Origin of the sequence: Leptospira kemamanensis, from assembly GCF_004769665.1 — a bacterium.
GTDB lineage: Bacteria > Spirochaetota > Leptospiria > Leptospirales > Leptospiraceae > Leptospira_A > Leptospira_A kemamanensis.
Genome location: NZ_RQGG01000009.1, coordinates 1 through 19,604 on the forward strand (window position 1 = coordinate 1; position 19,604 = coordinate 19,604).

Here is a 19,604-nt window from a genome sequence, read left to right on the forward strand (position 1 = left end):
ATTTTATTCTTTTTCAAATTTAAAAAATGAGATACGATTTCTCCCATGAAAAAATCATTCCTCCTAATCTTTTTATTTCTCATTGTTTTCCAATCTTGTGTTGTATTCCAAGCAACTAAAGTTCCCTCAAATAATTTAAAAGGAAGTTTGGTAAGTGCTGTATCAAAGTCGCCAAAAATTGTTTTTTTGGGAGATAGTATCACACACGGTCGAGTCAGTTATGATTATGTTGAATCAATTCGCAAACATCCAAAACTGAATGATGCTTTGGTTGTGAATGAAGGAATCAATAGCAGATTAACAGTTCAAATCATCGAACAACTTGATTCCGTAGTGAGCTTACAACCTGATTTCGTTTTTATCCTGATTGGAACAAATGACCTAAAAGCAACTTTATCTAAAAAGGAATACGACCGTTATGCGAGTCTTTGGAATTTGAAAGATCCAGCTTCAGAAGAAAGTTTTGTTCAAAATTTAACAAAAATTGTAACTCGGATAAAAAAAGAAACAAAGGCAAAGTTGATTTTGTTTTCACCACCCATCTTAGGGGAAGATCCAAACTCATTACCATTTTTGCGATCCAAACGCTTTGCAGAACTGACAAAAGAAGTTTCAAAAAAAGAGAATGTTCTCTACAAACCACTCCATGAAACTCTTACAAGTAGATTAAGTTCCATAAACTTCCATAAAAAAACTCCATACATCCAAAACACTTGGAGTATGTATTGGACCATTCTCAAGTATTATTCAACCACCTACTCTTGGAATGATTTAGGAGATGCTAACGGGTATTATTACTTGACTGATGCGATTCATTTAAATGAACGAGGTGGACAAATCATTGAGAAAATGATTTTAGAAACATTAATTACTCCGTAAGTATTCCAAAACTGAATCCGAATATCAGAATAATTTTAAATTCCCAGGGAATTCTTAGGAAATCCCTGATCTGTTCTCTATAAGTTTTAAAATCACAATTTCCACCTCCAGATTTCAGGAGAACTACGAATCATTCTTGTCTTTTGTGTGATTTCTTCCTAGACAAATTTAGAATTCCATCGTTCTATCACTTGTGCATTCAAATATACAGAGTAATTTTCGTCTGTTAGAATGAGGAAGAAATATGGCAATTGAGACAGATGAAATTCAGAAATTCGAAAGAACTTTATTTCGCAAAGGAATATCTCTCATCGTTTTTACAAAATATGGGTTAGGGATCATCTTTTTATTAGGTGTTGCCTCCAATTATGCCGCAAAAAGTTTTATTCCTAATTTAATAGGTTCTCTCATTTTCCTTCTGAATGCTGTCGTTGCTGGTCATTTTATAAAAAAAGATAAAGAGATCTCCAAACGGTATGCAAGATCAATCATCGTTATCGACCTCATCATCATTTTGTGTTTTTTCTATTTAGATATTTATAATAATTATACCAAAGGTGATGCAAGTAATACACTTAGCACGGGAATCTTTTATATCATCTTTGTCTTTATTTCGATTTATGCGAGTTTTTTATTTGATCCAAAACTGATTATCAGTGTTGGTTTTATATCCACCTGTGTTTACTTAGGTGGTATTTTTTTATCTCACAAATTAGGTGCTGAGTTCATTCCCAAACCCTTCCCAGAAATGATTCGAGCCAATCACATCATTGTGACAACAGAAGTTCAAAAAGTGATCTTTTATTTCGGTGTGGTATTTAGTTTGCGTTATGTAGTTTCTTTGATGAAGGATATGCAAAATGATTTAAAGTCGAAACTTGAAGACAGTTTAGGAAAACAATTTTTTATCTCAAATAAATCAAGCCAATTGGAGAAATCAGCCAATACACTCGCTGTATCGGTTGAAAAATTACAATCGATGTCGGATGAACTTCACAACCAATCCCAAAACCAAGCAGCCTCTGTGGAAGAGATCTCAGCTTCTGTAGAAGAACTTTCTTCATCTGCGATTAGTTCTGCGAATTTAGTGGAGGACCAAGTCACTCGTGTTAAAATTGTAGATCAAAACTTTTTATCTCTACAAAACTTAAGTGAAAGTGTAAAATCCAAAACCGTTCAAATCGCAAAAGATGTCAGTCATTCAGCAGATTTTAGTAAAAAAGTAAAAACATCCTCAGAAGAATTAAATGCAATTTATTCAGAACTGAACCAAGCCTTCTCCAAGGTAGAAGAAATCAACCAAATGATGTCAGAAATTGCCGACCAAACCAATTTACTCGCATTAAATGCATCGATTGAAGCAGCTCGAGCAGGCGAACATGGAAGAGGTTTTGCCGTCGTTGCACAAGAAGTGGCAAAACTTGCCGAACGATCCCAATCCAATGCAGGCACCATTGCTAAAATTGTAAAGGAAGCAGGACTGAAGATCAACGAAGGAACAAGGTATTCCAAAGAAGTTAAGTCCCAAGTGGAAAATCAAAACAAAGAATTACTACGTATCGAAAGTGAAATTTTGAGTTTAGAAGGCCATGTGACCGAACAAGAAGTACTCAATTCAAAACTCCGAGATACATTTTCAGAACTCCATGTCCTCTCCGAACAAATTGGAGTGATAGCCCAGGAACAAATGTCGGGAAGTAAAGAAATCAATCATGCCATCGCCGTGATTGACGAAACCACACAAAAACTCGCCGATTCCGTGGAACTTCTCTATGAGGAAATCAATGAAATCCATACACAAGCCAAACAACTGCATCTAAATTAGGGATTTAGATGAAATTGAATTCAGTTCTTCCGTAAAACCTGTCTTTACAATCAGGAAACATGTTGGAATTTTGGGTAATTGGCAATAAATTTCTAGCATAGTGTATAGGCAATGTTAACATCCCAACCTTCCACAAGACCAACCAATGGTCGCCGTATTGAAGATACGATTATGGACCTCTTAGATGAGGATCCTACCAATGAAGAATTGCTCATTCAAAAAATACAAACTCATCATTCCCATGATGAGTCCCAAATTTACGCAAACCTACTGAAAGTCCTCACCTCTTTGGACATACCAGAAACCGAAGCAAAAGAAATTTGGGAAGAAGTCAGTGCCAATCAATCCAAACTCTCCCAATGCCTCGGTAGAGAAGTTGGATTTCGAGTAGCACTCCTCGACTACTTCATCAATCACAACCAAAAAATCGAAAATCCCAAAATCATTGAAATTCGTTTATTTGCGGAAACGGAAAAACTCATCTTAGTGGATGAACTGACAAGATTGTACAACCGTAGACATTTCGAAACTGCTTTAGTCAGAGAATTCAAACAAGCAACGAGATACAATCATAACCTTTCTCTTCTCGTGATCGACATCGACGATTTCAAAAAAATCAATGATACCTATGGTCATGTTATGGGGGATGAAATCCTAAAACAAGTAGCGAAAAAAATTTCGACGAGTTTACGAGTGGAAGACACTGCTTGTAGGATCGGTGGAGAAGAGTTTGCCATTATTTTTCCACAGTCTAACGAAACACAGGCGCTTAAAGCAGCTGAAAAATTATTAGAAGCATGTCGAACCATTCAAATCAGTGGAAAACCAGTGACCATCAGTGGTGGACTTGTTTCTTATCCTGAAAAAGCAAAACGATGTGAAGAGATGTATGATTTAGCAGATCGAGCATTGTATACAGCGAAAGATTCTGGCAAAAATCAAATCGTGGTTTATTCCAATGAAAAACGTAGAAGTTTACGTTTTGATGCTAATTTAGAATTGTATTGTGTATTACCAGACAAAACCATTCGATCTATTTCCAAAAATATTTCGATTACAGGAATAGCATTTGAAACAGAAGATGAATTGAATTTAAACGATTCGATTCCTGTTGTTTTACGTGAATCAGATTCCCAACATGAAATCAGTGCTAAAATCAAAGTGGTTCGCAAACAAAAACTAACAGAAACAAGTTTTAGTGTTGGTGCCGAATTTGTGGAACTTTCGAATGAATCGCAATCTAAATTGGCAGATCTTTACTTACTACACCAATTTAAGGCAAAAAGCCCCGTTGGTGTAGAATCGTAATTGGAAGTTACGGTGTAGGCATATCTCCAAGACCACCTGCATTGATCACAGATCCATAACCACTTGCAGATAAAATTTGTTTTGCCCTTTCACTTCTTGCACCAGATCGGCAATACACCACAATTTTAGATTGTTTATTTTGTATTTGATTCAATTGCGAAGGCAAAACATCCACGGGAATGTTGATGGCTCCAGGGAAATGCCCTTCGGCAAATTCTGATTTTGTTCGAACATCCACGACAACTGCTCCTTCTTTAATCCATTCTGATAACATCTGTTTATCTCCTTTAGATTGAATCCGTTTCACAAAGACAAAGAGGAATCCAACGATGACTCCCACTAAAATAAATGTTTTCATTCTTACCTCTTTTTTCCCATTTTTTCCTTGCAGGAATTTACGTCAAGAAAACTATATACTATAGGGGGTATAGTATACCACCTAAAATGAGTTGGGCCCAATCAAGAGAAATCAAGTTTGAAATCCAAAAGAATCGTGAGGGAATGTAAAGATGATGGTAACAGATAAAAACACTGAAATAGAAATCAAACCTCTGTATGATACAGAGTCAGGAACATGGACATACCTACTTCTTGACATTCGTTCGAAAAAAGCAGTCTTGATTGATCCAGTGTTAGAAAAATTAGATCGAGACCTGACATACATAACGGGAATGGGTTATGAGCTAAAGGCTACAATAGAAACTCATATGCATGCAGACCACATCACTGCCGCAGGCGAGTTACGCGACAAAACTGGTTGTGATTCCTATGCACCAGAACTTTCAGGTGCAACTTGCGCAAACCATTTCTTAAAAGAAGGAGATCAAATCCAAATTGGAAATCTGGTCCTAAAAACCATACACACTCCAGGCCACACTCCTTGTTCTATTTCTTTACTCCTAAACGGAAAGTATGTTTTTACAGGAGATGCTTTGTTTGTAAGAGGATGTGGAAGAACCGATTTTCAAGGTGGAAACACGGAAGCTCTTTACAATTCAATCACCAATCAGTTATTCCAATTACCAGATGATACCATCGTATTCCCTGGCCATGATTATAAAGGTTTCGTTTATTCAACGATAGGTGAAGAGAAGAAATGGAATCAAAGGATCGCAAACAAAACCTTAGAAGAGTTTAAGTCCATCATGGACAATTTAAACTTACCAGAACCAAAAAAAATACATGAGGCAGTGCCAGCAAATCGTGCCTGCGGGAAGGTTATATGAGTTTAGGAATTTTATTTTTAATTTTAGGAATTGGAGCGGGGATCCTAGGTGGACTTGTGGGGATTGGTGGAGGAATTTTACTTGTACCAGCTCTTGTTTATTTTTTTGATTTTAACCAAAAACTAGCACAAGGTACAACCCTTGCTGCAATGGTTCCTCCCATCGGAATTGTTGCAGCTTACATTTATTATACGAGAGGAGAAACCAATTTATTTGCGGCCGCATTGATTAGTGTTGGTTTTATTTTAGGAAGTGTTTTTGGAGCAGGAGCTGCCTCCAAAATAGACACAACTGTGTTGTCTCGGTTTTTTGGAATCTTCACCGTGATCGTTGGCTTAAAAATGGTTTTTTTTCCGAAATGAATTCCGAAAAAATTTTGTTTGCAGAAGGATGGTAATTCTTTTTCCATTCAATGGTGTTCGGATTCTATTTTGCACTTGTTTGGTTTTTAATTTCACTTCTCATTTATGGGATCACCTGGCCTGAGGTTTTGGTCCCCCCTTTCCATTTTCTTTTCTGGTGGAATTTGATTTTTACATCCCTTTTGCTCTTTCTCATCTTTGTGGTTGTCATTGGATTTTTAGGAGTTTTGCTCCGAATTCCCATCCTAGGACTTATTTTGCAGGGAATCCGTAACCAAGTGGCAGAAGTGGGTTGGCTTTCCTTTTTCAAAAACCGAACATTGATTTGGTTCACAAGTCAATCCTTAATTTTAATAGGAACTTATCAATTTACCTATGGAGAAAATTTAGGAAACCAAACCTTGTTTTTATGTGTAACAGCTGTTCTGCTAGGTTATTGGATCAAACAAAGGTTTCATAAACCAATGTTACAATTTTCGGGGAACAACCGAGTTTTTGTGTACCAAACTGGTGTCAGAAATTCTGGACCCACAAAAAATGAGTTCCCTTCCGAAAAGGATGTAACTCCCCACTCTCCTAAAAAATCAATCGAAGACTAGAGAAAATCTCACTTTTCCGCGGATCGGTTGACTCTAATGGGTATGGCACGTTTCCCATTACCACGACCTAACTCCATTTTGTTTGCCCTATTTTTTTCTCTCTTTACTATGAGTTTCCTCCATTGTGGATTCGGGACAAAAAGCCATTCTTCAACAGATTTAGTTCCCCTTGTTCCGAAGTCTGGCGAAAAAATGGCTGTCTTCGCTGAAGGTTGTTTTTGGTGTTCGGAACATATTTTTGAATCCGTTCCTGGAGTGATTGATGTCGTTTCTGGTTATACAGGTGGAAGCACGGAAAATCCAACCTATGAATCCGTGAACACTGAGACAACTGGTCACGCGGAATCCGTACTTGTGATTTATGATCCTTCCAAAATCAGTTTTGAAGAATTGTGTAGAATTTTCTTTTTATCTCATGATCCAACCACAGTGGATCGACAAGGACCAGATGTTGGAACTTCTTATCGATCCATTTTGTTTTACCAAAATACGGAAGAATTCCAAATCGCAAAACGAGTTCAATCGGAAATTGAATCCAAACAGATATGGAAGGGACCCATCGTCACAGAATTCAAAGCAATTTCAAAATTTTATAAAGCAGAAGGATATCATCAGGATTTTATCAAACATAACCCAAACCAATCCTATGTGCAGGCAGTATCTCTTCCACGATACCGCGATTTCCAAAAACGATATCAGGAATACAAACGAAATTAGTAACTAGAATATTGTTCTTTGATTTTGGTTCGAAAAGAATCAAATTCCGATTTGGATTGGAATTTACATAATTTCAGAACTTCAGCTGGAATTTCGGATGACTTTGCTTCCTTGGAATTGATCGCAATCATCATATCACTTAAGTAAATTGGATAAATGATATCGGTATAAACCTCATCCACAAGCAGTGGCCTATGGTGGTATTCCATCGCTTTTGTGTATAAAATAGGGAAACCCCATTTTTCTCCGACCATGGCGCCTAACTTGGAATGTGTGATTCCAATAGCTGACTCTTCCATACTGATCGTCGATGCAATCTCTCTTGTATTCGAGAAGGTTTTGATTTTATTCATATGGTGTTTATCAAAAGATAATAATAAAATTTCACCAATGTCATGAAGAAGGGAAGCCGCAATCAAATTACTTAGGTCTGATTTATTCATACCCATTCTTTGTCCAATGGATTTACAATAAAAAGCAGACTCGTTCGATTTTTCCCAAATAGCAGTAAAAGCAGGGAATTTATCCTCTAACATTTGCTTTGTGGCCAGACTATACAATAAGGTTTGAAGTTCCTTTAAACCAATGAGTTGGATAGCGCGGTCTAAACTTTCCACCTTCCCACCTCTACGGAATGCAGCAGAATTAGAGAGTTTTAGTATATTGGCAGAAAGTGCAATGTCTCGTTTGATCATCTCGGCAATTGTACCAATACTTGAGTTTGGTTTGTCGATTGCGTCTTGGATATCTTTGATTGATTTCGGGAATGTAGGCAAATGATCAATTTGAGAGACAATATGATCTATTTTTTCGAGTTGGATGTTTTCTTTCGAAACTTTTGCAGGAATATCGATCATGAATACGGTTTTATTTTCACCGGATTCAAACTTAAAAGCAGAGTCACCGAGTCCATCATTTCTTAACATCATGAGAGTCATGATGAGACCGAGACCAGCTCCTTCTTGTTCATTTGACATATCCATAAAGGCATCAGCCAAATCATTGTATGTTTTTGCTTTCGAAATTCTTTCTTTAATTCGATCTGCTTCAATTGGAGTGAGTTGGACATTATTCATAATACGAATTCGCATTAAACTTCGATTATGAATGAAAGAAACAAAGACTCCGTAATTATTTTTTTGTAACGATTCTTCGATTTCGTCTCGATTGGCTAAGTAAGTGGATTTAAAATCATTGATAATGGATTCGTATTCTTTTTCGTTTGAGATATCTGTTTCTTTATTTTTAAAGAAAACACGTTTAGCATTTGCTTTGATTGCATTCGTTACTGTTTCTTTCATTGCCGCCAGTACAGAATCTCTTACGATGATCAGATCTAGTTGCAATAAAAACCGATCTAAGATTTGAAATAAGGTATTTTCAACTTCATCAGTAATTTGGAAAAATTTAAAATGGAAGGGAGCATTCTCAACGATAGGATGATTGATGTCTTCGATATTCGTATGAAGACCAAGTTCCCTTTTGAATTCTAGTGCAACCGCTTTTGGACTAGCCATAAAACCTCATCAATCAATATGAGGGGAAACCCCTAACTCGATTCCAGGAGAAGTTCCACTCACCCACCATCGAATGGTAGGATTGAAGAATTGCAAGCGTTTAACAGGAAAAAGATGGTGTCTGTAATTTTGTGGTTAGTACTGAAAAAATCATTCAGAAACCCACTAAATTTGCCACAAAATGAAACAAAAAATTAGAATATTTTTAGTTTTGGCAAACCCAAATTATATTTCACTGCGATCAATCGGATCGATACAACAAGACTTGCTGACAAAACTAAATTTAAGTTTGGTTCACATGCAAACTCGTTTAAAATTAAATATAAAACTGATCCCGCCAAACAAGCGGTAGCGTATATTTCTTTACGGAAAATAAAAGGAACTTCATTCATAAGAGTATCTCGAATCACTCCACCAAAGATCGCCGAAATCATTCCGAGTAAGGCAGAAGCAAAAGCATTTACCCCATGGTCTAATGCAATCCTTGTTCCGAGCACAGTATATATTCCAATTCCCAATGTATCAAATAATAAGAGTTCATTTCGAAGTTTGGTTAACACCTTCGGTAAAAAAATGACTAATAAAAACCCAACAAAGATTGCCCATAATATATTTTCATCTTTGACCCAGGAAACAGGGTAATTGCCAAGAGTGATGTCTCTTAAGGTTCCCCCGCCGATAGCTGTGATGAAACCCGTAAAAAAGACACTAAAGACATCATGGTGGTGTTCTTTGTGTTCTAAGGCAGCGATGGCTCCAGAAATGGTAAATACCATGATGCCAGCAAGGCCAATGTAGTAAGAAAAGCTAAATTCCATTGATTTTTTCTGAATTTCTCCTTTTAGATGGAAAGAAACTGACAAGAAAGACCCTCTTCTCTTGTTATGATTAGTAGAGAGTCCCTTGTATGTTAGCAAAGTTTTTAAGAATCGCAACTTTCTTTCTCATTTTGCTCGTGGAAGCTTGTATCCCCAAAATTTCCAAAAGTTTCATGCAATCCGTTTCGGATTTTTTACAACTCCGTAGCCTCATCAGTACAGGACCGTTTCAAATTACAGTTCGAGTTTCAGGACTTGTGGGATCAGGACTTGTCCTGAGTTTAAATTCAGGAAGAGAAACCATCACGGCAAATGCTGATGGCAATTATCAATTTAGCACAACTTTTACCACTGGCCAAGACTTTGCTCTCACCATCCAAACCCAACCCGTCTTGCCATCACAAACTTGTTCTGTGAGTGGGGGAACAGGTGTCGTTGGTTATGGCAACATTGCGACCATTATCGTTAATTGTGATCCACTTCGTTATACGTTAGGTGGAACAATTAGTGGACTTGATGGAATTGGATTCACTCTTACCAATTCTTATGATGGTTCTACCTTGCCTGTTGCAGTAGCTTCAGGCACCTTTGCCTTTACCCAAACCTACGAAGCGGGCACTCCTTACAATGTCACTGTAGCCACGCAGCCAAACCACCCTGTTCAAGATTGTCTCATCTCCAATGGTTCCAATACATTTCCAGCGAACAATGTTACAACAATTTCCATCAATTGTACATCAACTGCCTTTCCCATTGAAATCACAGCCATCGGGATTTCTTCAGGCAGTTTGACACTGAGCAATAATGGAAGTGAAACGATTGTGATCTCATCAGATGGGTTACATCGTTTTCCTACCAATTTAGCTCCATCCAGTACCTACAATGTACAAATCGTTTCGGCGCCTGCAAACCACCAATGTGTGCTCAGCTCCAATTCTGGTACGATAGCTGGAACCGTTTCCATCCAAGCCAATTGTTTTAGTTTAAACTTTGATTTGACTACACCCCGCAATGGAGGAATTCTTTTGCCGAACGAATCTTTACGATTGGTTTTTACGGCAGAAATCAATGCAGGAAGTTGTTTAGGATCGGCTGGAAGTTTGACTGCTACCACTCTCGGTTTGCCAGTGCAATTTTCTGTGGCAACAACAAACATCGCAAACGATACTTTGGTTGTAACTCCTGCTGCGACCGACTCTTGGCAGGCAGGGCATCGAAATTTAAATCTCATTTGTCTCACCAATTTGGGAGCTGTACCACTTGCTGCTTCCACATCTCTATTTTACCTCATCCCATCTGACATTCGTTATGTGGCAGATTCAGCGCCTGACGATTCCGGTGATGGAATGACACCGGCCAATGCAAAACGAAATATCCAAGCTGCGATTGATAGTTTTGGTGGGTGCGGATCCAATGCTTGTGCAGTCCTAGTGACACAGGGATCTTATGACCCTGCGTTCGCTGGAGGAAGGATCCAATTGGAATCGGGCATTTCTCTTTTTGGAAGTTACGATCCAGGATTTACCATCAGGCGACCTGATTTGAAAACTTCAACCATTCTGATGGATATGGTCCCAGCGTACTGTGCAGGAAGCACAGATACCAATCCTTGTGTTTCCATCGCTGCGGATGCGACAGTGACAGCTCCAGTAGTGGTTTCCGGATTTACAATCCTATCAGGGGATTCTGCTCCCTATATGGCAGGTGTTTTTCTAGATGGGACAAACAATGTGCGTCTCATCGACAACTCGATCAATGCAGGAAAAGGAACAGAACGTTCTTATGGTGTGTTAGCGATCAATAGTAGCCCTTACCTTGTTCTCAATCAGATCAGCGGAGGGATTTGTGTGAGTGGTAGTTGCAATGCTATCGGAGTCTCTTTGACTTCCACTGCCATGATCAATCCTGTATTGATTGGAAATGTGATTACCGGTGGGGATACTTCGGGTACAAGTGCTTTTTCAAAAGCATTTGATTATGCAGGAACGTCGGGAATGAACGTAACAAATATTCGTCAGAACGAATTCCGAGGGTTCGATTTACCAGTGACAGGTATGTTAAACTGGAATATCGCCTTTGATGTTACAGGAACTGCCTCAACTGGAGTTTTGACTGGCAATTTATTTACGCAAGGAAATGCAAATCGATCCATTGGAATTCGTTTTCAAGCAGCGAATACGATCCAAATTGGAACAGCGACTGCTGGCAACGTGATCAATGGTAGCTCAAATTCAGCTACAGAGAATTCAGGGATTCGTTTGTTTTCCGGAACAGTCGTTAGAGGTAATGCAATTCGCATTGGCACAACTGCCAATACTTCCGCGATGCAAGCATATTCTTATGGCATTATTGTATCAAACGGTGGGACAGCTACGATCGAATATAACTCGATTACAGGAGGAAATGCAAGTTCATCAGGTGTAACTGCTGGACTAATAGGCATTCACGCTTCGGCAATAAATGCCTCATCGTCAATTTCAAGAAATTATATTAGGATGGGTACTGCGACTGGATTTGCTTCCACTACTGTAACCGGAATTCATCTCCAATCACCATTCGATCTCCTTGTTTCCAATAATTTGATCCAGAATGGAACGAGTAGCGTTTATGCTCGCGGAATTTATGTAAATGGAGCCTTTAATCCATTACGAATCTATCATAATACGGTGAACAGTGGAATTTCAAGTGTATTAGGAAACGAATCAGTCATTTATATAGATTCTGGTAATAGTCACCGCATCGAAAACAATATCTTATTACTCAATACCAATGCAGGGAATAATGTTTGCATTCGCAACCTAGGAGGAGCGCATACTTCCATTCGCTCGAATGTCTTCCATAATTGTAATAATAAGGTTTTTCAAACTGCGTTGTACTTTTTAGACCTTTGTCCGGGTGGAGTTCCAGGTACTTTAGGTTGTCTCACACCATTAGGACTTGCTCCCAACTTTGGTGAAAATTTAAATCTCAATCCTAACTTAGTTTCAGCGTTTGGTGTAGTCGCATCGTATATTCCGACAGCGGCTACATCTTGTCAAATCACAAGGGCAACAAACAACATTTTGGCGGATAGTTTCAATGGAGTGGGGAATCGACCTGGTGGTGATGGTGCCGTATCCATTGGAGCCATTGAATACGACTTACCATGCACACCATAGTGCCATAAATTAGAATCGTTAGAAAATCGATCTCCTAAGGCAAAACATAAATCCCAATTCGATCATTGTACAAACTACCTATGTACAATTGGCGTTTTTTCTCGATGACACTGGTGATATCTTTTAAATGTTCCCCTGTTGGGTCTTGGACAGTCATTAATACTTTTCCATTCCCATCCATTTTGAGAGCGTAACCGTATGGTTGTGCTTTTGGCCACATAAACTTTGGCAAAAAGTAAATCATCTTTTTCACAACGGTTGATGGATGCATACTGTCCATTCGATCGTTTCTCACGGTGAATAAAGCCACCCAGAATTCACCATTTTCATTCCGAGTGATATTGTCAGGGAATCCAGGTAAATTTTCGATAACAACTTCAGAAGTTCCTTTTTTGGGACCTTTTAACCAAAGTTTTGTGATCCGGTAACGATAGGTTTCATTGACCAAAAGGAAATCTTCGTTTTTGGAAAGTGCAATTCCATTGGCAAAATATAAATTATCTAGTAATAATTGTGTTTCTTTTGTTTTAGGATCGTATACAAACACTCGACCATAAGGCCTTGCTTCTAATAAATCATAGAGATATTCTTTTTGTTCATAGATCGAGGCATCAGAGAAATAGATTTTGCCATCTTGTGCAATGTCTAAATCATCTGTGAATTGAAAAGGAACCCCTTTATATTCGGAAACTAAGGTTGTGATCTTTCCTGTTTTATCCATGGAAAGAAGTCCTTTGTAAGCATCGGCGATGATTAAGTTCCCCGCTTTGTCAAACTGGACTCCGAGAGGTCTACCTGAAGTTTTGGCAATGGCTTTGATTTCTCCTTTGAGAGTGATGCGGATGATCCGTCCGTCTTTGTCTCCCCCATAGATATTGCCATCACTGTCAACATCTAGAGATTCAAGTCCTTTGACTTTGCCTATTGCAAGTAATATTGCTTTTTGTAATTCTGTGTTTGGTTCGTAAATCCCGACTGGCTCTGGTTTGATGGGTGGTTCGTAAGCGACAGGCGAAAAGGTACGACAGGAAGTTAGACTTACAAAAATAGTAAGTATCAGTGTGAAATATTTCATTTGGATGCCATCTCCTTTTCGATCAGCGCGTCTTTCATAACCCAACGTTCATCCACCCATCGTTTCATCTTTTTTGACATGGGAGCAAACTGTTCATTTTCTTCGATAGGAACCTGGTCTCTTGGGATCACATCTACAAAAACTTTGAGTTTGCGTATCTTACCAGACATCAAATCTAAGAAACTTGGATTTTCTGTAGGATAAACAATCGTTAAATCAATAAAAGCATCAAGCGAATTTCGTAGCGAAGTGGATACGACCGAGATCCCACCACTATGAGGGCGAAGCAAATGTTGGTATGGATTTTTTTTCAGTAATTTTTTCATTCGTTCCGGAGTCCGTCTATGACCTTCCAAAAAGTTCAAAATGGAGAATGGCATTCCATTGAATTTTTCACAGACCTTTTTGACATTCTCCAAATCTTTTGTGGCAAGTTCTGGATTTTTTTTGAGTTGTTCTCGGCTACTTCGTTTCACAAAAGGAAAATCCAAAGCAAGCCATGCATGACCAAGGGCAGGAACATACTTTAAAGAATCTTTGATAAAAAATCGAATCAGAGGAATTTTCCGATTCAAAACGGATTGGATGATATAAATATCTGACCATGATTGGTGGTTACAAATAATCATATAACTGCCGTCATGTTTCAAATCTTTAAATTTTTCACCAATGACCTCAAATTGGACTCCATACAAAAATCGTGAAATTCGATAATTATTTTCAATCCATGTTTCTCCCACTTTCACTAACAAACGATCCCCCAAACGGCGAACAGAACCAGTGGTCAAAAGTTTCCATATATAAAGTGGATACATGGTTGGAATGATCCAAACCAAATTCAAAAGAAATAAAATATATGCGATGATTAAACCCAAGTTAAACTCCTAATTCATACGAAGTGCCAATACCCAAAATGGTAACATCATCCATCATTGGGGTTTGCCCCCGAAAAGAGTGAAATTGTTCCATAAGATAGTGAACGGTATCAGATAAACTTAATCCTAAACTCCTAGCAGAGTGAAAACTGGAAAGCAATTTGGTTTCACCAAGTAAAATTCCATCTTGATTTTCTTGTTCTAGATACCCATCGGAGATCATAAACAGTCGATCCCCAAGACCAAATGGCAAGTTTGTATCGATATACTCGACGTCTTTTTCCAATCCTAACATGAGGCCAGACTCATTCAGCGGCAAAATATCGGAATTGTTCAGTATATATGGTTCATTATGGCCTGCGGAGGAATACACAAGTTGGTTCTCTTCCATTTTTAGATCGACAACGACAGCCGTAAATTGATTGGATTTTTTCCCATACCGATTGATGAAAATTTGATTTAATGCATACAATACATCGGATGGATTTGGGGCATTGTGTTTGATATGATCATACTCGGCTTTGATGGCCATGGTGATGAGAGCTGCTTGCACACCGTGACCAATGGCATCTGCTAAAAAAAGACGGATTTTTGATTTCTCCAAACGAATCACATCAAAGATATCACCACCCACTTCTGCCATAGGTTCAAACGTAGAAGCAAAATCCAAGTGTGCGATGTGTTTTAAACCCAGTGGCAAAATATTCCTTTGGATTGTTTTTGCTGTTTCTAAATCTTCTTGGATGATTTTTAAGGATTGTGTGAGTTTTGCAGTTCGTTCCTTTACCATCATTTCCAATGTTTCATTTTGCAAACGTAACTCTTTGTTTTTTTGAATTAAAACTTGGTTTTCCCTTTGTTCTGCATTCCTTACACGTGCCGTTAACAACTTTAAAAGGGTTAACGTCATATCGGGATTTGTTTGGATCAAACGATGAAAATCTTCTCGAGTGAGTTTAAACAGAATGGATTTTTCTTTCGTTGTGATGTTTACAGTTCTTGGAGCGGAATCGATGAGCGAAATTTCACCAAAATAATCCCCAACATGTAGATCACCGATGACTAAAATCTCTTGTTTGGATTCATCCAGGTATTTCCAAACTTCAACACTTCCTGATTCAATAAAGTAAAATGAATCACCTAACGTATATTGTTCAATGATGAGTGTATCAGAAGGGAACTCAACTTTCTTCATTTCCTTTTTCAGGAAACTTAAATCTAAAGTTGGTTTGCCATCTGAACTCATAAAATTAGATTTTACTCTTCTTCACGATTGACTGCATCAATGGTAAACGCAGGTTTGCAAACAGACCAATATTCTGCATCTTCCTGAAATGGATTGGAATACCTTACCCGAGTCCCTTTTTGAATCAAAATGGATTCTCCAGCGGAAAGGACTAAAGTTTCTCCATCTACTTCAATTTGTTTTTTGCCACGTACCATCAGTGTCCACTCATCAAAGTTAGGTGTTTGAAATGGTTCTCCCCAACCTGGTGGTGCCACCATATGTGCAATCGAGATATCTTTTGTGCCATTGGAAGGAATACCAAAATGTTCTTCTATGGTTTTGTTTCCTGGAACTGGAATGATCGTAGGATTTTTTTGGTGAATGTAACCCATTTTAGGCACCTGGGAACTTTAGAGAAAACTTGTGTTTGAGTAAATCTTCTGTATAAGTCCATAAATTTCTTCGAGCCGTTTTATCATAAGAAACAGGTGAGCTTTTTCGCTCTTTTTGTTTCACAAAATACTTACCCGATACGGAAGAAAGGTTTGGTTCTGTAGCCAGATAAATCGAAGTTTCAGCACCTTTGTCTTCTGAAATGGCAAAAATATTTTGTGCAAAGGTTAGAAGAAGTTTTGCAAGTCCTTCGTTGTTTTGGCCAAACTTTGTTTTCACAAAACCTGGATGTAAACAATTCACCGTAATCTTGGTTTGGTTTAGTCTTTCTGCCAGTTCATAACTAAAATAAATATTCATTAACTTGGATCGTTGGTATTGTTTCCAACCTGAGTATTGGTTTTCCGCCATAAGATCTTTAAAATCTAATTCCACACCTTCATGTGCACGCGAAGCAACATTGATAATCCGTCCTTGGTTCGCCGCTTTTAAGGAAGGTAATAGTCCAAGTGCCAAGATAAAATAATTCAAATGGTTTAAAGCAAAAGTAGACTCTAATCCTTCAGAAGTGACCGTACGTTTGTCAAAATAAGCCCCTGCATTATTCAAAAGAACATCAATTTTGGGATGATTGTTTCGAATCGTTTCTGCGAGGGCAAATGTTTCTTTCACAAGAGATAGGTCTGCTACATAAGAGTGAACTGTTGCCCCTTGTGCTTGCAAACTATATACGAGAGCTGCCAGTTTATCTCGGTTTCTACCAACAAGAATCAATTCTTGTTTTGTTTTGGCAAAGGAATGGGCACAAACTCTTCCAATACCATCTGTTGCCCCTGTCACTAAAATGATTTGGCTCATAGGAATTCTTCCTCTTTTTGTTTTTTTGGTATACTAAATTGAAAAAAAGAACCGTTAACTCCATCACTATCCCCTGTTAACGTCCCTCCATTGACTAAGACAAATTCAGAACATAATAAAAGTCCAATCCCATTCCCAGTTTCACCTTGAGTTCCAATGGATTTAATGACTTCTCCTGCTTTAAAGAGTTTGTCTATCGTCGATTTCGACATTCCCACTCCGAAGTCCTTCACGGATACTAACCAATGGTTTCCTGTATCAATTGCATGGATTTCAATTTTACTATTTTGATGACTAAATTTAAGTGCATTTGAAATCAAATTCCGAATGACTGTGATGATCATTCGGTTATCACAATAGACCATTGCATGATTTGGGATGTTCAATTCAAAACGAATGCCTTTATTTTTTGCACTCAAAGAAAACAATTCTATACATTCTAAAACAATGGCATCTAAACGATGATAGTTTGGTCGAAACTCTTCTTGGCCAGCTTGTAATTTAGACCATTCTAATAAGTTTTCCAATAAAGAAAAAACAGATTCCGTTGCATCCACGAGTGACTGAGTCATCCCAGATAGAGCATCTTCTTTTTTTTTCATATCCTCGTTTAAAACTTTGAGTAACATTTTGATCCCAGCAAGTGGGCCACGTAAATCGTGGGAAATGATCGATAAAAACCTATCTTTCGTTGCGTTAGCAATTAAAAGTTCTCGGTTCACATTCGCCATTTGTTTTTCTAATTTTCTTTGTTCGGTATTATCTCGAAATACCATCACCATTCCAATTTTCTTTCGATTGGCATCTCGCACTTGTTTTGCGGTAACTTCCCAATACTTCTCGTTTTTTTCCCAAATCCACTTGGTAATTGTTCTTTTCTCTGATAACAAATCTAATTTTGTGATCAGCTCCGGTGTATTTTGGAAAAAGATTGGATGTGGCAAAAGAACTGGATTTTTGTCTTTGATTGAAAATAGAGTTTCCGCACTGCTATTCCAGTCCACAACACGGTGATTAAAATCTAAAATCACAACAGCTTCATCTAATTCGTCTACGATTTCACCCCTAACAAGTGGAATCAAATCAAACATTCTATAGTATCCGATGGCAAAGAAAATCAAAATGACTTGCATCGTACTCATAACGGCGGTTATGTTCATTCCAGGTAGAGGTCTGATTCCAATTTTATGGAGGATGGCAGTGATCCAAATGAAGAGATAAGAAATTAGGATTAATAAATAACGGTTTCTTTCCGTTGCATTTGAAGTAATGATACCCCGAAACAATAAAAATGCGACAAAGATAGACCAAAAAAATGAAATAAAGTAGGATACAATGAATCCTCCAATATTCGTTTCTTGAATCCATTGCACTCTACCATCAATGTTGATTAAGTAAGTATCAAGTGTTAAAGTTTTGAAAATTGGATCCAAAACACAAACGGCCAATGTTAACAGTGGTTGGATTGATAATAGTACCCAAAATCGTTTGGTTAGCAAATGTCTATTGTTTGTGAATTCGATGGAAACAAGAACCATTCCCATGTTTGAAATAGCAACACCCATGTATAACAAACTAATGAAGGTTCGATGTAGAGTTGTACTGATATAGAGGAAATCAATTGCATAGAATCCGGTCCAAAGCATGGAACCAAACACTAAAATCAATAAATATTTAACTAAATTGAGGCGGAAGGATTTGAGAACAAATAGCCCCAATCCAAGATTGAAGCTAAATGCGAGAAGTAAAAGTATGCTATATGGATGGTATTGCCACAAACTAAGTCTCGTCGCTGCTTAACATTTCGCAGTTACCGTCAAAAATAACGCCATCCGCGATTTGTAATTTTGCAGTGCGAATGTTTCCTTGGACTTTTCCTGTTGATAACATCTCTAATCTTTGGGTTGCTGTAACATTTCCAATGATAGTTCCACCAACGACAACAGTTCCAGCTTTGATATTTGCTTTCACTCGAGCACCTTCGCTGATGACTAAATAACCATCCGAAATGATTTCACCAGTGAAATCTCCAGAGATTTGAAGTGGCTTTTTAAATGCCAATGTTCCACTAAAAGCTGTTTCTTTTCCAAGGATGGTGGCGATCACACCATGTTCTGTGATGGTTGGTTGCATTTCTTTTTTTGACATAGTCCCTATTTTGTTTTCATGTTGTATACCCCGTCCCAGTCTTCTGGAGGGGGATCTGCGATGTAATCATCACAACGTTCAATATAAAGTTTGCATGGGCCGTCTTCTGGATGAATGGCCAGTGCTTTTTTGAATTCTTCTTTTGCTTCTACAAATTTGCGCGATTTGTATAATGTAAGACCTTGGTTATAATGAACCAAAACTGACTTCATTTTTTCACTGACGATCATTGGAGCTCCTTATAGAATACGACCACAGCGGTAGAATAGTGGTCCGCATGACTGATGGACACTGAACTACCTTTAAATCCTTTCTCTCGGAAAAACTTCTCAGTTTTCCCATGGATGACTAGCGTTTTTTTCCCAAAATTGGTTCCAGCTAGCTCAATCTCGCGCATATCGGCAACCTCACCAGGTTCCAAGTTGAGGGCCTTGATGACCGCTTCTTTACAGGCAAAACGTCCCGCAAGAAAGGGAACGGGGTCTTTGTGTTTATGGCAGTATTCCACTTCGTCATCCGTAAAAACACGTTTCAAAAACCTGTCCCCATGTTTTTGTAACAAATCTCGGATTCTATCATTTTCGACGATGTCGTTCCCGACTGATATCATATCTGAAT

The 19,604-nt window shown here is 38.2% G+C and carries 20 protein-coding genes; 8 read left to right on the top strand and 12 right to left on the bottom strand.

The genetic code is table 11. The features are described from left to right. Positions 1-45 precede the first annotated feature (45 nt). The 3 genes from EHQ59_RS02655 to EHQ59_RS02665 all read left to right on the top strand — a co-directional run bounded on the left by EHQ59_RS02655 (position 46) and on the right by EHQ59_RS02665 (position 4,012). On the top strand, positions 46-879 hold the full coding sequence (locus EHQ59_RS02655) for an SGNH/GDSL hydrolase family protein (protein WP_135617603.1): 834 nt from the start codon (positions 46-48) through the stop codon (positions 877-879). Between the two features lie 244 nt (positions 880-1,123). Then, positions 1,124-2,704, top strand: coding sequence for a methyl-accepting chemotaxis protein (locus tag EHQ59_RS02660; protein ID WP_135617604.1), 1,581 nt, complete (start codon positions 1,124-1,126; stop codon positions 2,702-2,704). Between the two features lie 111 nt (positions 2,705-2,815). Continuing rightward, positions 2,816-4,012, top strand: a complete 1,197-nt coding sequence (locus EHQ59_RS02665; RefSeq protein ID WP_135617605.1) for a diguanylate cyclase — start codon at positions 2,816-2,818, stop codon at positions 4,010-4,012. A gap of 7 nt (positions 4,013-4,019) precedes the next feature. On the opposite strand, the gene EHQ59_RS02670 is transcribed toward EHQ59_RS02665, so the two are convergent. Continuing rightward, complete coding sequence (locus EHQ59_RS02670) at positions 4,020-4,370, bottom strand: rhodanese-like domain-containing protein (RefSeq protein WP_135617606.1); 351 nt, start codon at positions 4,368-4,370, stop codon at positions 4,020-4,022. Positions 4,371-4,521: 151 nt separating this feature from the next. On the opposite strand from EHQ59_RS02670, the gene EHQ59_RS02675 reads away from it, so the two are divergent. The 4 genes from EHQ59_RS02675 (at position 4,522) to msrA (ending at position 6,916) form a co-directional block, all read left to right on the top strand. Then, a complete protein-coding gene (locus tag EHQ59_RS02675; protein WP_244245345.1) occupies positions 4,522-5,238 on the top strand; it encodes an MBL fold metallo-hydrolase in 717 nt (238 codons plus the stop codon). Continuing rightward, positions 5,235-5,600, top strand: a complete 366-nt coding sequence (locus EHQ59_RS02680) for a TSUP family transporter (RefSeq protein ID WP_135617607.1) — start codon at positions 5,235-5,237, stop codon at positions 5,598-5,600. The genes EHQ59_RS02675 and EHQ59_RS02680 overlap by 4 nt, the downstream gene beginning before the upstream one ends. Before the next feature lie 164 nt (positions 5,601-5,764). Next, positions 5,765-6,199, top strand: coding sequence for a transient receptor potential ion channel family protein (locus EHQ59_RS02685; protein ID WP_244245346.1), 435 nt, complete (start codon positions 5,765-5,767; stop codon positions 6,197-6,199). 42 nt (positions 6,200-6,241) lie between these two features. Next, positions 6,242-6,916 carry a peptide-methionine (S)-S-oxide reductase MsrA gene (msrA, locus tag EHQ59_RS02690; RefSeq protein ID WP_135617609.1) on the top strand — a complete coding sequence of 225 codons (675 nt, stop codon included), beginning with the start codon at positions 6,242-6,244 and terminating at the stop codon, positions 6,914-6,916. On the opposite strand, the gene EHQ59_RS02695 is transcribed toward msrA, so the two are convergent. Next, on the bottom strand, positions 6,913-8,433 hold the full coding sequence (locus EHQ59_RS02695) for an HDOD domain-containing protein (RefSeq protein WP_135617610.1): 1,521 nt from the start codon (positions 8,431-8,433) through the stop codon (positions 6,913-6,915). The genes msrA and EHQ59_RS02695 overlap by 4 nt on opposite strands. Positions 8,434-8,627: 194 nt before the next feature. Then, entirely contained in the window at positions 8,628-9,251 is a 624-nt protein-coding gene (locus EHQ59_RS02700) for a trimeric intracellular cation channel family protein (RefSeq protein WP_135617739.1), read from the bottom strand. 89 nt (positions 9,252-9,340) lie between these two features. On the opposite strand from EHQ59_RS02700, the gene EHQ59_RS02705 reads away from it, so the two are divergent. After that, a complete protein-coding gene (locus tag EHQ59_RS02705) occupies positions 9,341-12,409 on the top strand; it encodes a hypothetical protein (RefSeq protein ID WP_135617611.1) in 3,069 nt (1,022 codons plus the stop codon). Positions 12,410-12,443: 34 nt separating this feature from the next. On the opposite strand, the gene EHQ59_RS02710 is transcribed toward EHQ59_RS02705, so the two are convergent. The 9 genes from EHQ59_RS02710 to acpS form a co-directional block, all read right to left on the bottom strand. Then, on the bottom strand, positions 12,444-13,484 hold the full coding sequence (locus EHQ59_RS02710) for an SMP-30/gluconolactonase/LRE family protein (RefSeq protein ID WP_135617612.1): 1,041 nt from the start codon (positions 13,482-13,484) through the stop codon (positions 12,444-12,446). Further along, a complete protein-coding gene (locus tag EHQ59_RS02715) occupies positions 13,481-14,359 on the bottom strand; it encodes an acetyltransferase (protein WP_135617613.1) in 879 nt (292 codons plus the stop codon). The genes EHQ59_RS02710 and EHQ59_RS02715 overlap by 4 nt, the downstream gene beginning before the upstream one ends. 1 nt (position 14,360) lies before the next feature. After that, the gene (locus EHQ59_RS02720; protein ID WP_244245347.1) at positions 14,361-15,554 is read right to left on the bottom strand and encodes a PP2C family protein-serine/threonine phosphatase; all 1,194 of its coding nucleotides are present in this window, start codon (positions 15,552-15,554) and stop codon (positions 14,361-14,363) included. Positions 15,555-15,616: 62 nt separating this feature from the next. Next, positions 15,617-15,979 (bottom strand): cupin domain-containing protein, encoded by a 363-nt coding sequence (locus tag EHQ59_RS02725; RefSeq protein ID WP_135617615.1) that lies wholly within the window; start codon positions 15,977-15,979, stop codon positions 15,617-15,619. Position 15,980: 1 nt separating this feature from the next. Beyond that, the gene (locus EHQ59_RS02730; RefSeq protein ID WP_135617616.1) at positions 15,981-16,838 is read right to left on the bottom strand and encodes an SDR family NAD(P)-dependent oxidoreductase; all 858 of its coding nucleotides are present in this window, start codon (positions 16,836-16,838) and stop codon (positions 15,981-15,983) included. Next, complete coding sequence (locus EHQ59_RS02735) at positions 16,835-18,616, bottom strand: sensor histidine kinase (RefSeq protein WP_135617617.1); 1,782 nt, start codon at positions 18,614-18,616, stop codon at positions 16,835-16,837. The genes EHQ59_RS02730 and EHQ59_RS02735 overlap by 4 nt, the downstream gene beginning before the upstream one ends. A 1-nt stretch (position 18,617) precedes the next feature. After that, on the bottom strand, positions 18,618-18,986 hold the full coding sequence (locus EHQ59_RS02740) for a bactofilin family protein (protein ID WP_015677744.1): 369 nt from the start codon (positions 18,984-18,986) through the stop codon (positions 18,618-18,620). Between the two features lie 5 nt (positions 18,987-18,991). Continuing rightward, a complete protein-coding gene (locus tag EHQ59_RS02745) occupies positions 18,992-19,213 on the bottom strand; it encodes a tetratricopeptide repeat protein (protein ID WP_208652312.1) in 222 nt (73 codons plus the stop codon). Next, positions 19,213-19,596, bottom strand: coding sequence for a holo-ACP synthase (gene acpS / locus EHQ59_RS02750; protein WP_135617619.1), 384 nt, complete (start codon positions 19,594-19,596; stop codon positions 19,213-19,215). The genes EHQ59_RS02745 and acpS overlap by 1 nt, the downstream gene beginning before the upstream one ends. Positions 19,597-19,604 lie beyond the last annotated feature (8 nt).

Excerpts from the sequence above, each read along its gene's own strand:
- EHQ59_RS02655 (WP_135617603.1), top strand. The coding sequence starts at position 46 with ATGAAAAAATCATTCCTCCTAATCTTTTTATTTCTCATTGTTTTCCAA.
- EHQ59_RS02675 (WP_244245345.1), top strand. The coding sequence starts at position 4,522 with ATGATGGTAACAGATAAAAACACTGAAATAGAAATCAAACCTCTGTAT.
- EHQ59_RS02730 (WP_135617616.1), bottom strand. The coding sequence starts at position 16,838 with ATGAGCCAAATCATTTTAGTGACAGGGGCAACAGATGGTATTGGAAGA.
- msrA (WP_135617609.1), top strand. The coding sequence starts at position 6,242 with ATGGCACGTTTCCCATTACCACGACCTAACTCCATTTTGTTTGCCCTA.
- EHQ59_RS02670 (WP_135617606.1), bottom strand. The coding sequence starts at position 4,370 with ATGAAAACATTTATTTTAGTGGGAGTCATCGTTGGATTCCTCTTTGTC.
- EHQ59_RS02725 (WP_135617615.1), bottom strand. The coding sequence starts at position 15,979 with ATGGGTTACATTCACCAAAAAAATCCTACGATCATTCCAGTTCCAGGA.
- EHQ59_RS02740 (WP_015677744.1), bottom strand. The coding sequence starts at position 18,986 with ATGTCAAAAAAAGAAATGCAACCAACCATCACAGAACATGGTGTGATC.
- EHQ59_RS02665 (WP_135617605.1), top strand. The coding sequence starts at position 2,816 with ATGTTAACATCCCAACCTTCCACAAGACCAACCAATGGTCGCCGTATT.
- acpS (WP_135617619.1), bottom strand. The coding sequence starts at position 19,596 with ATGATATCAGTCGGGAACGACATCGTCGAAAATGATAGAATCCGAGAT.
- EHQ59_RS02695 (WP_135617610.1), bottom strand. The coding sequence starts at position 8,433 with ATGGCTAGTCCAAAAGCGGTTGCACTAGAATTCAAAAGGGAACTTGGT.
- EHQ59_RS02705 (WP_135617611.1), top strand. The coding sequence starts at position 9,341 with ATGTTAGCAAAGTTTTTAAGAATCGCAACTTTCTTTCTCATTTTGCTC.
- EHQ59_RS02700 (WP_135617739.1), bottom strand. The coding sequence starts at position 9,251 with ATGGAATTTAGCTTTTCTTACTACATTGGCCTTGCTGGCATCATGGTA.
- EHQ59_RS02680 (WP_135617607.1), top strand. The coding sequence starts at position 5,235 with ATGAGTTTAGGAATTTTATTTTTAATTTTAGGAATTGGAGCGGGGATC.
- EHQ59_RS02710 (WP_135617612.1), bottom strand. The coding sequence starts at position 13,484 with ATGAAATATTTCACACTGATACTTACTATTTTTGTAAGTCTAACTTCC.
- EHQ59_RS02660 (WP_135617604.1), top strand. The coding sequence starts at position 1,124 with ATGGCAATTGAGACAGATGAAATTCAGAAATTCGAAAGAACTTTATTT.
- EHQ59_RS02720 (WP_244245347.1), bottom strand. The coding sequence starts at position 15,554 with ATGAAGAAAGTTGAGTTCCCTTCTGATACACTCATCATTGAACAATAT.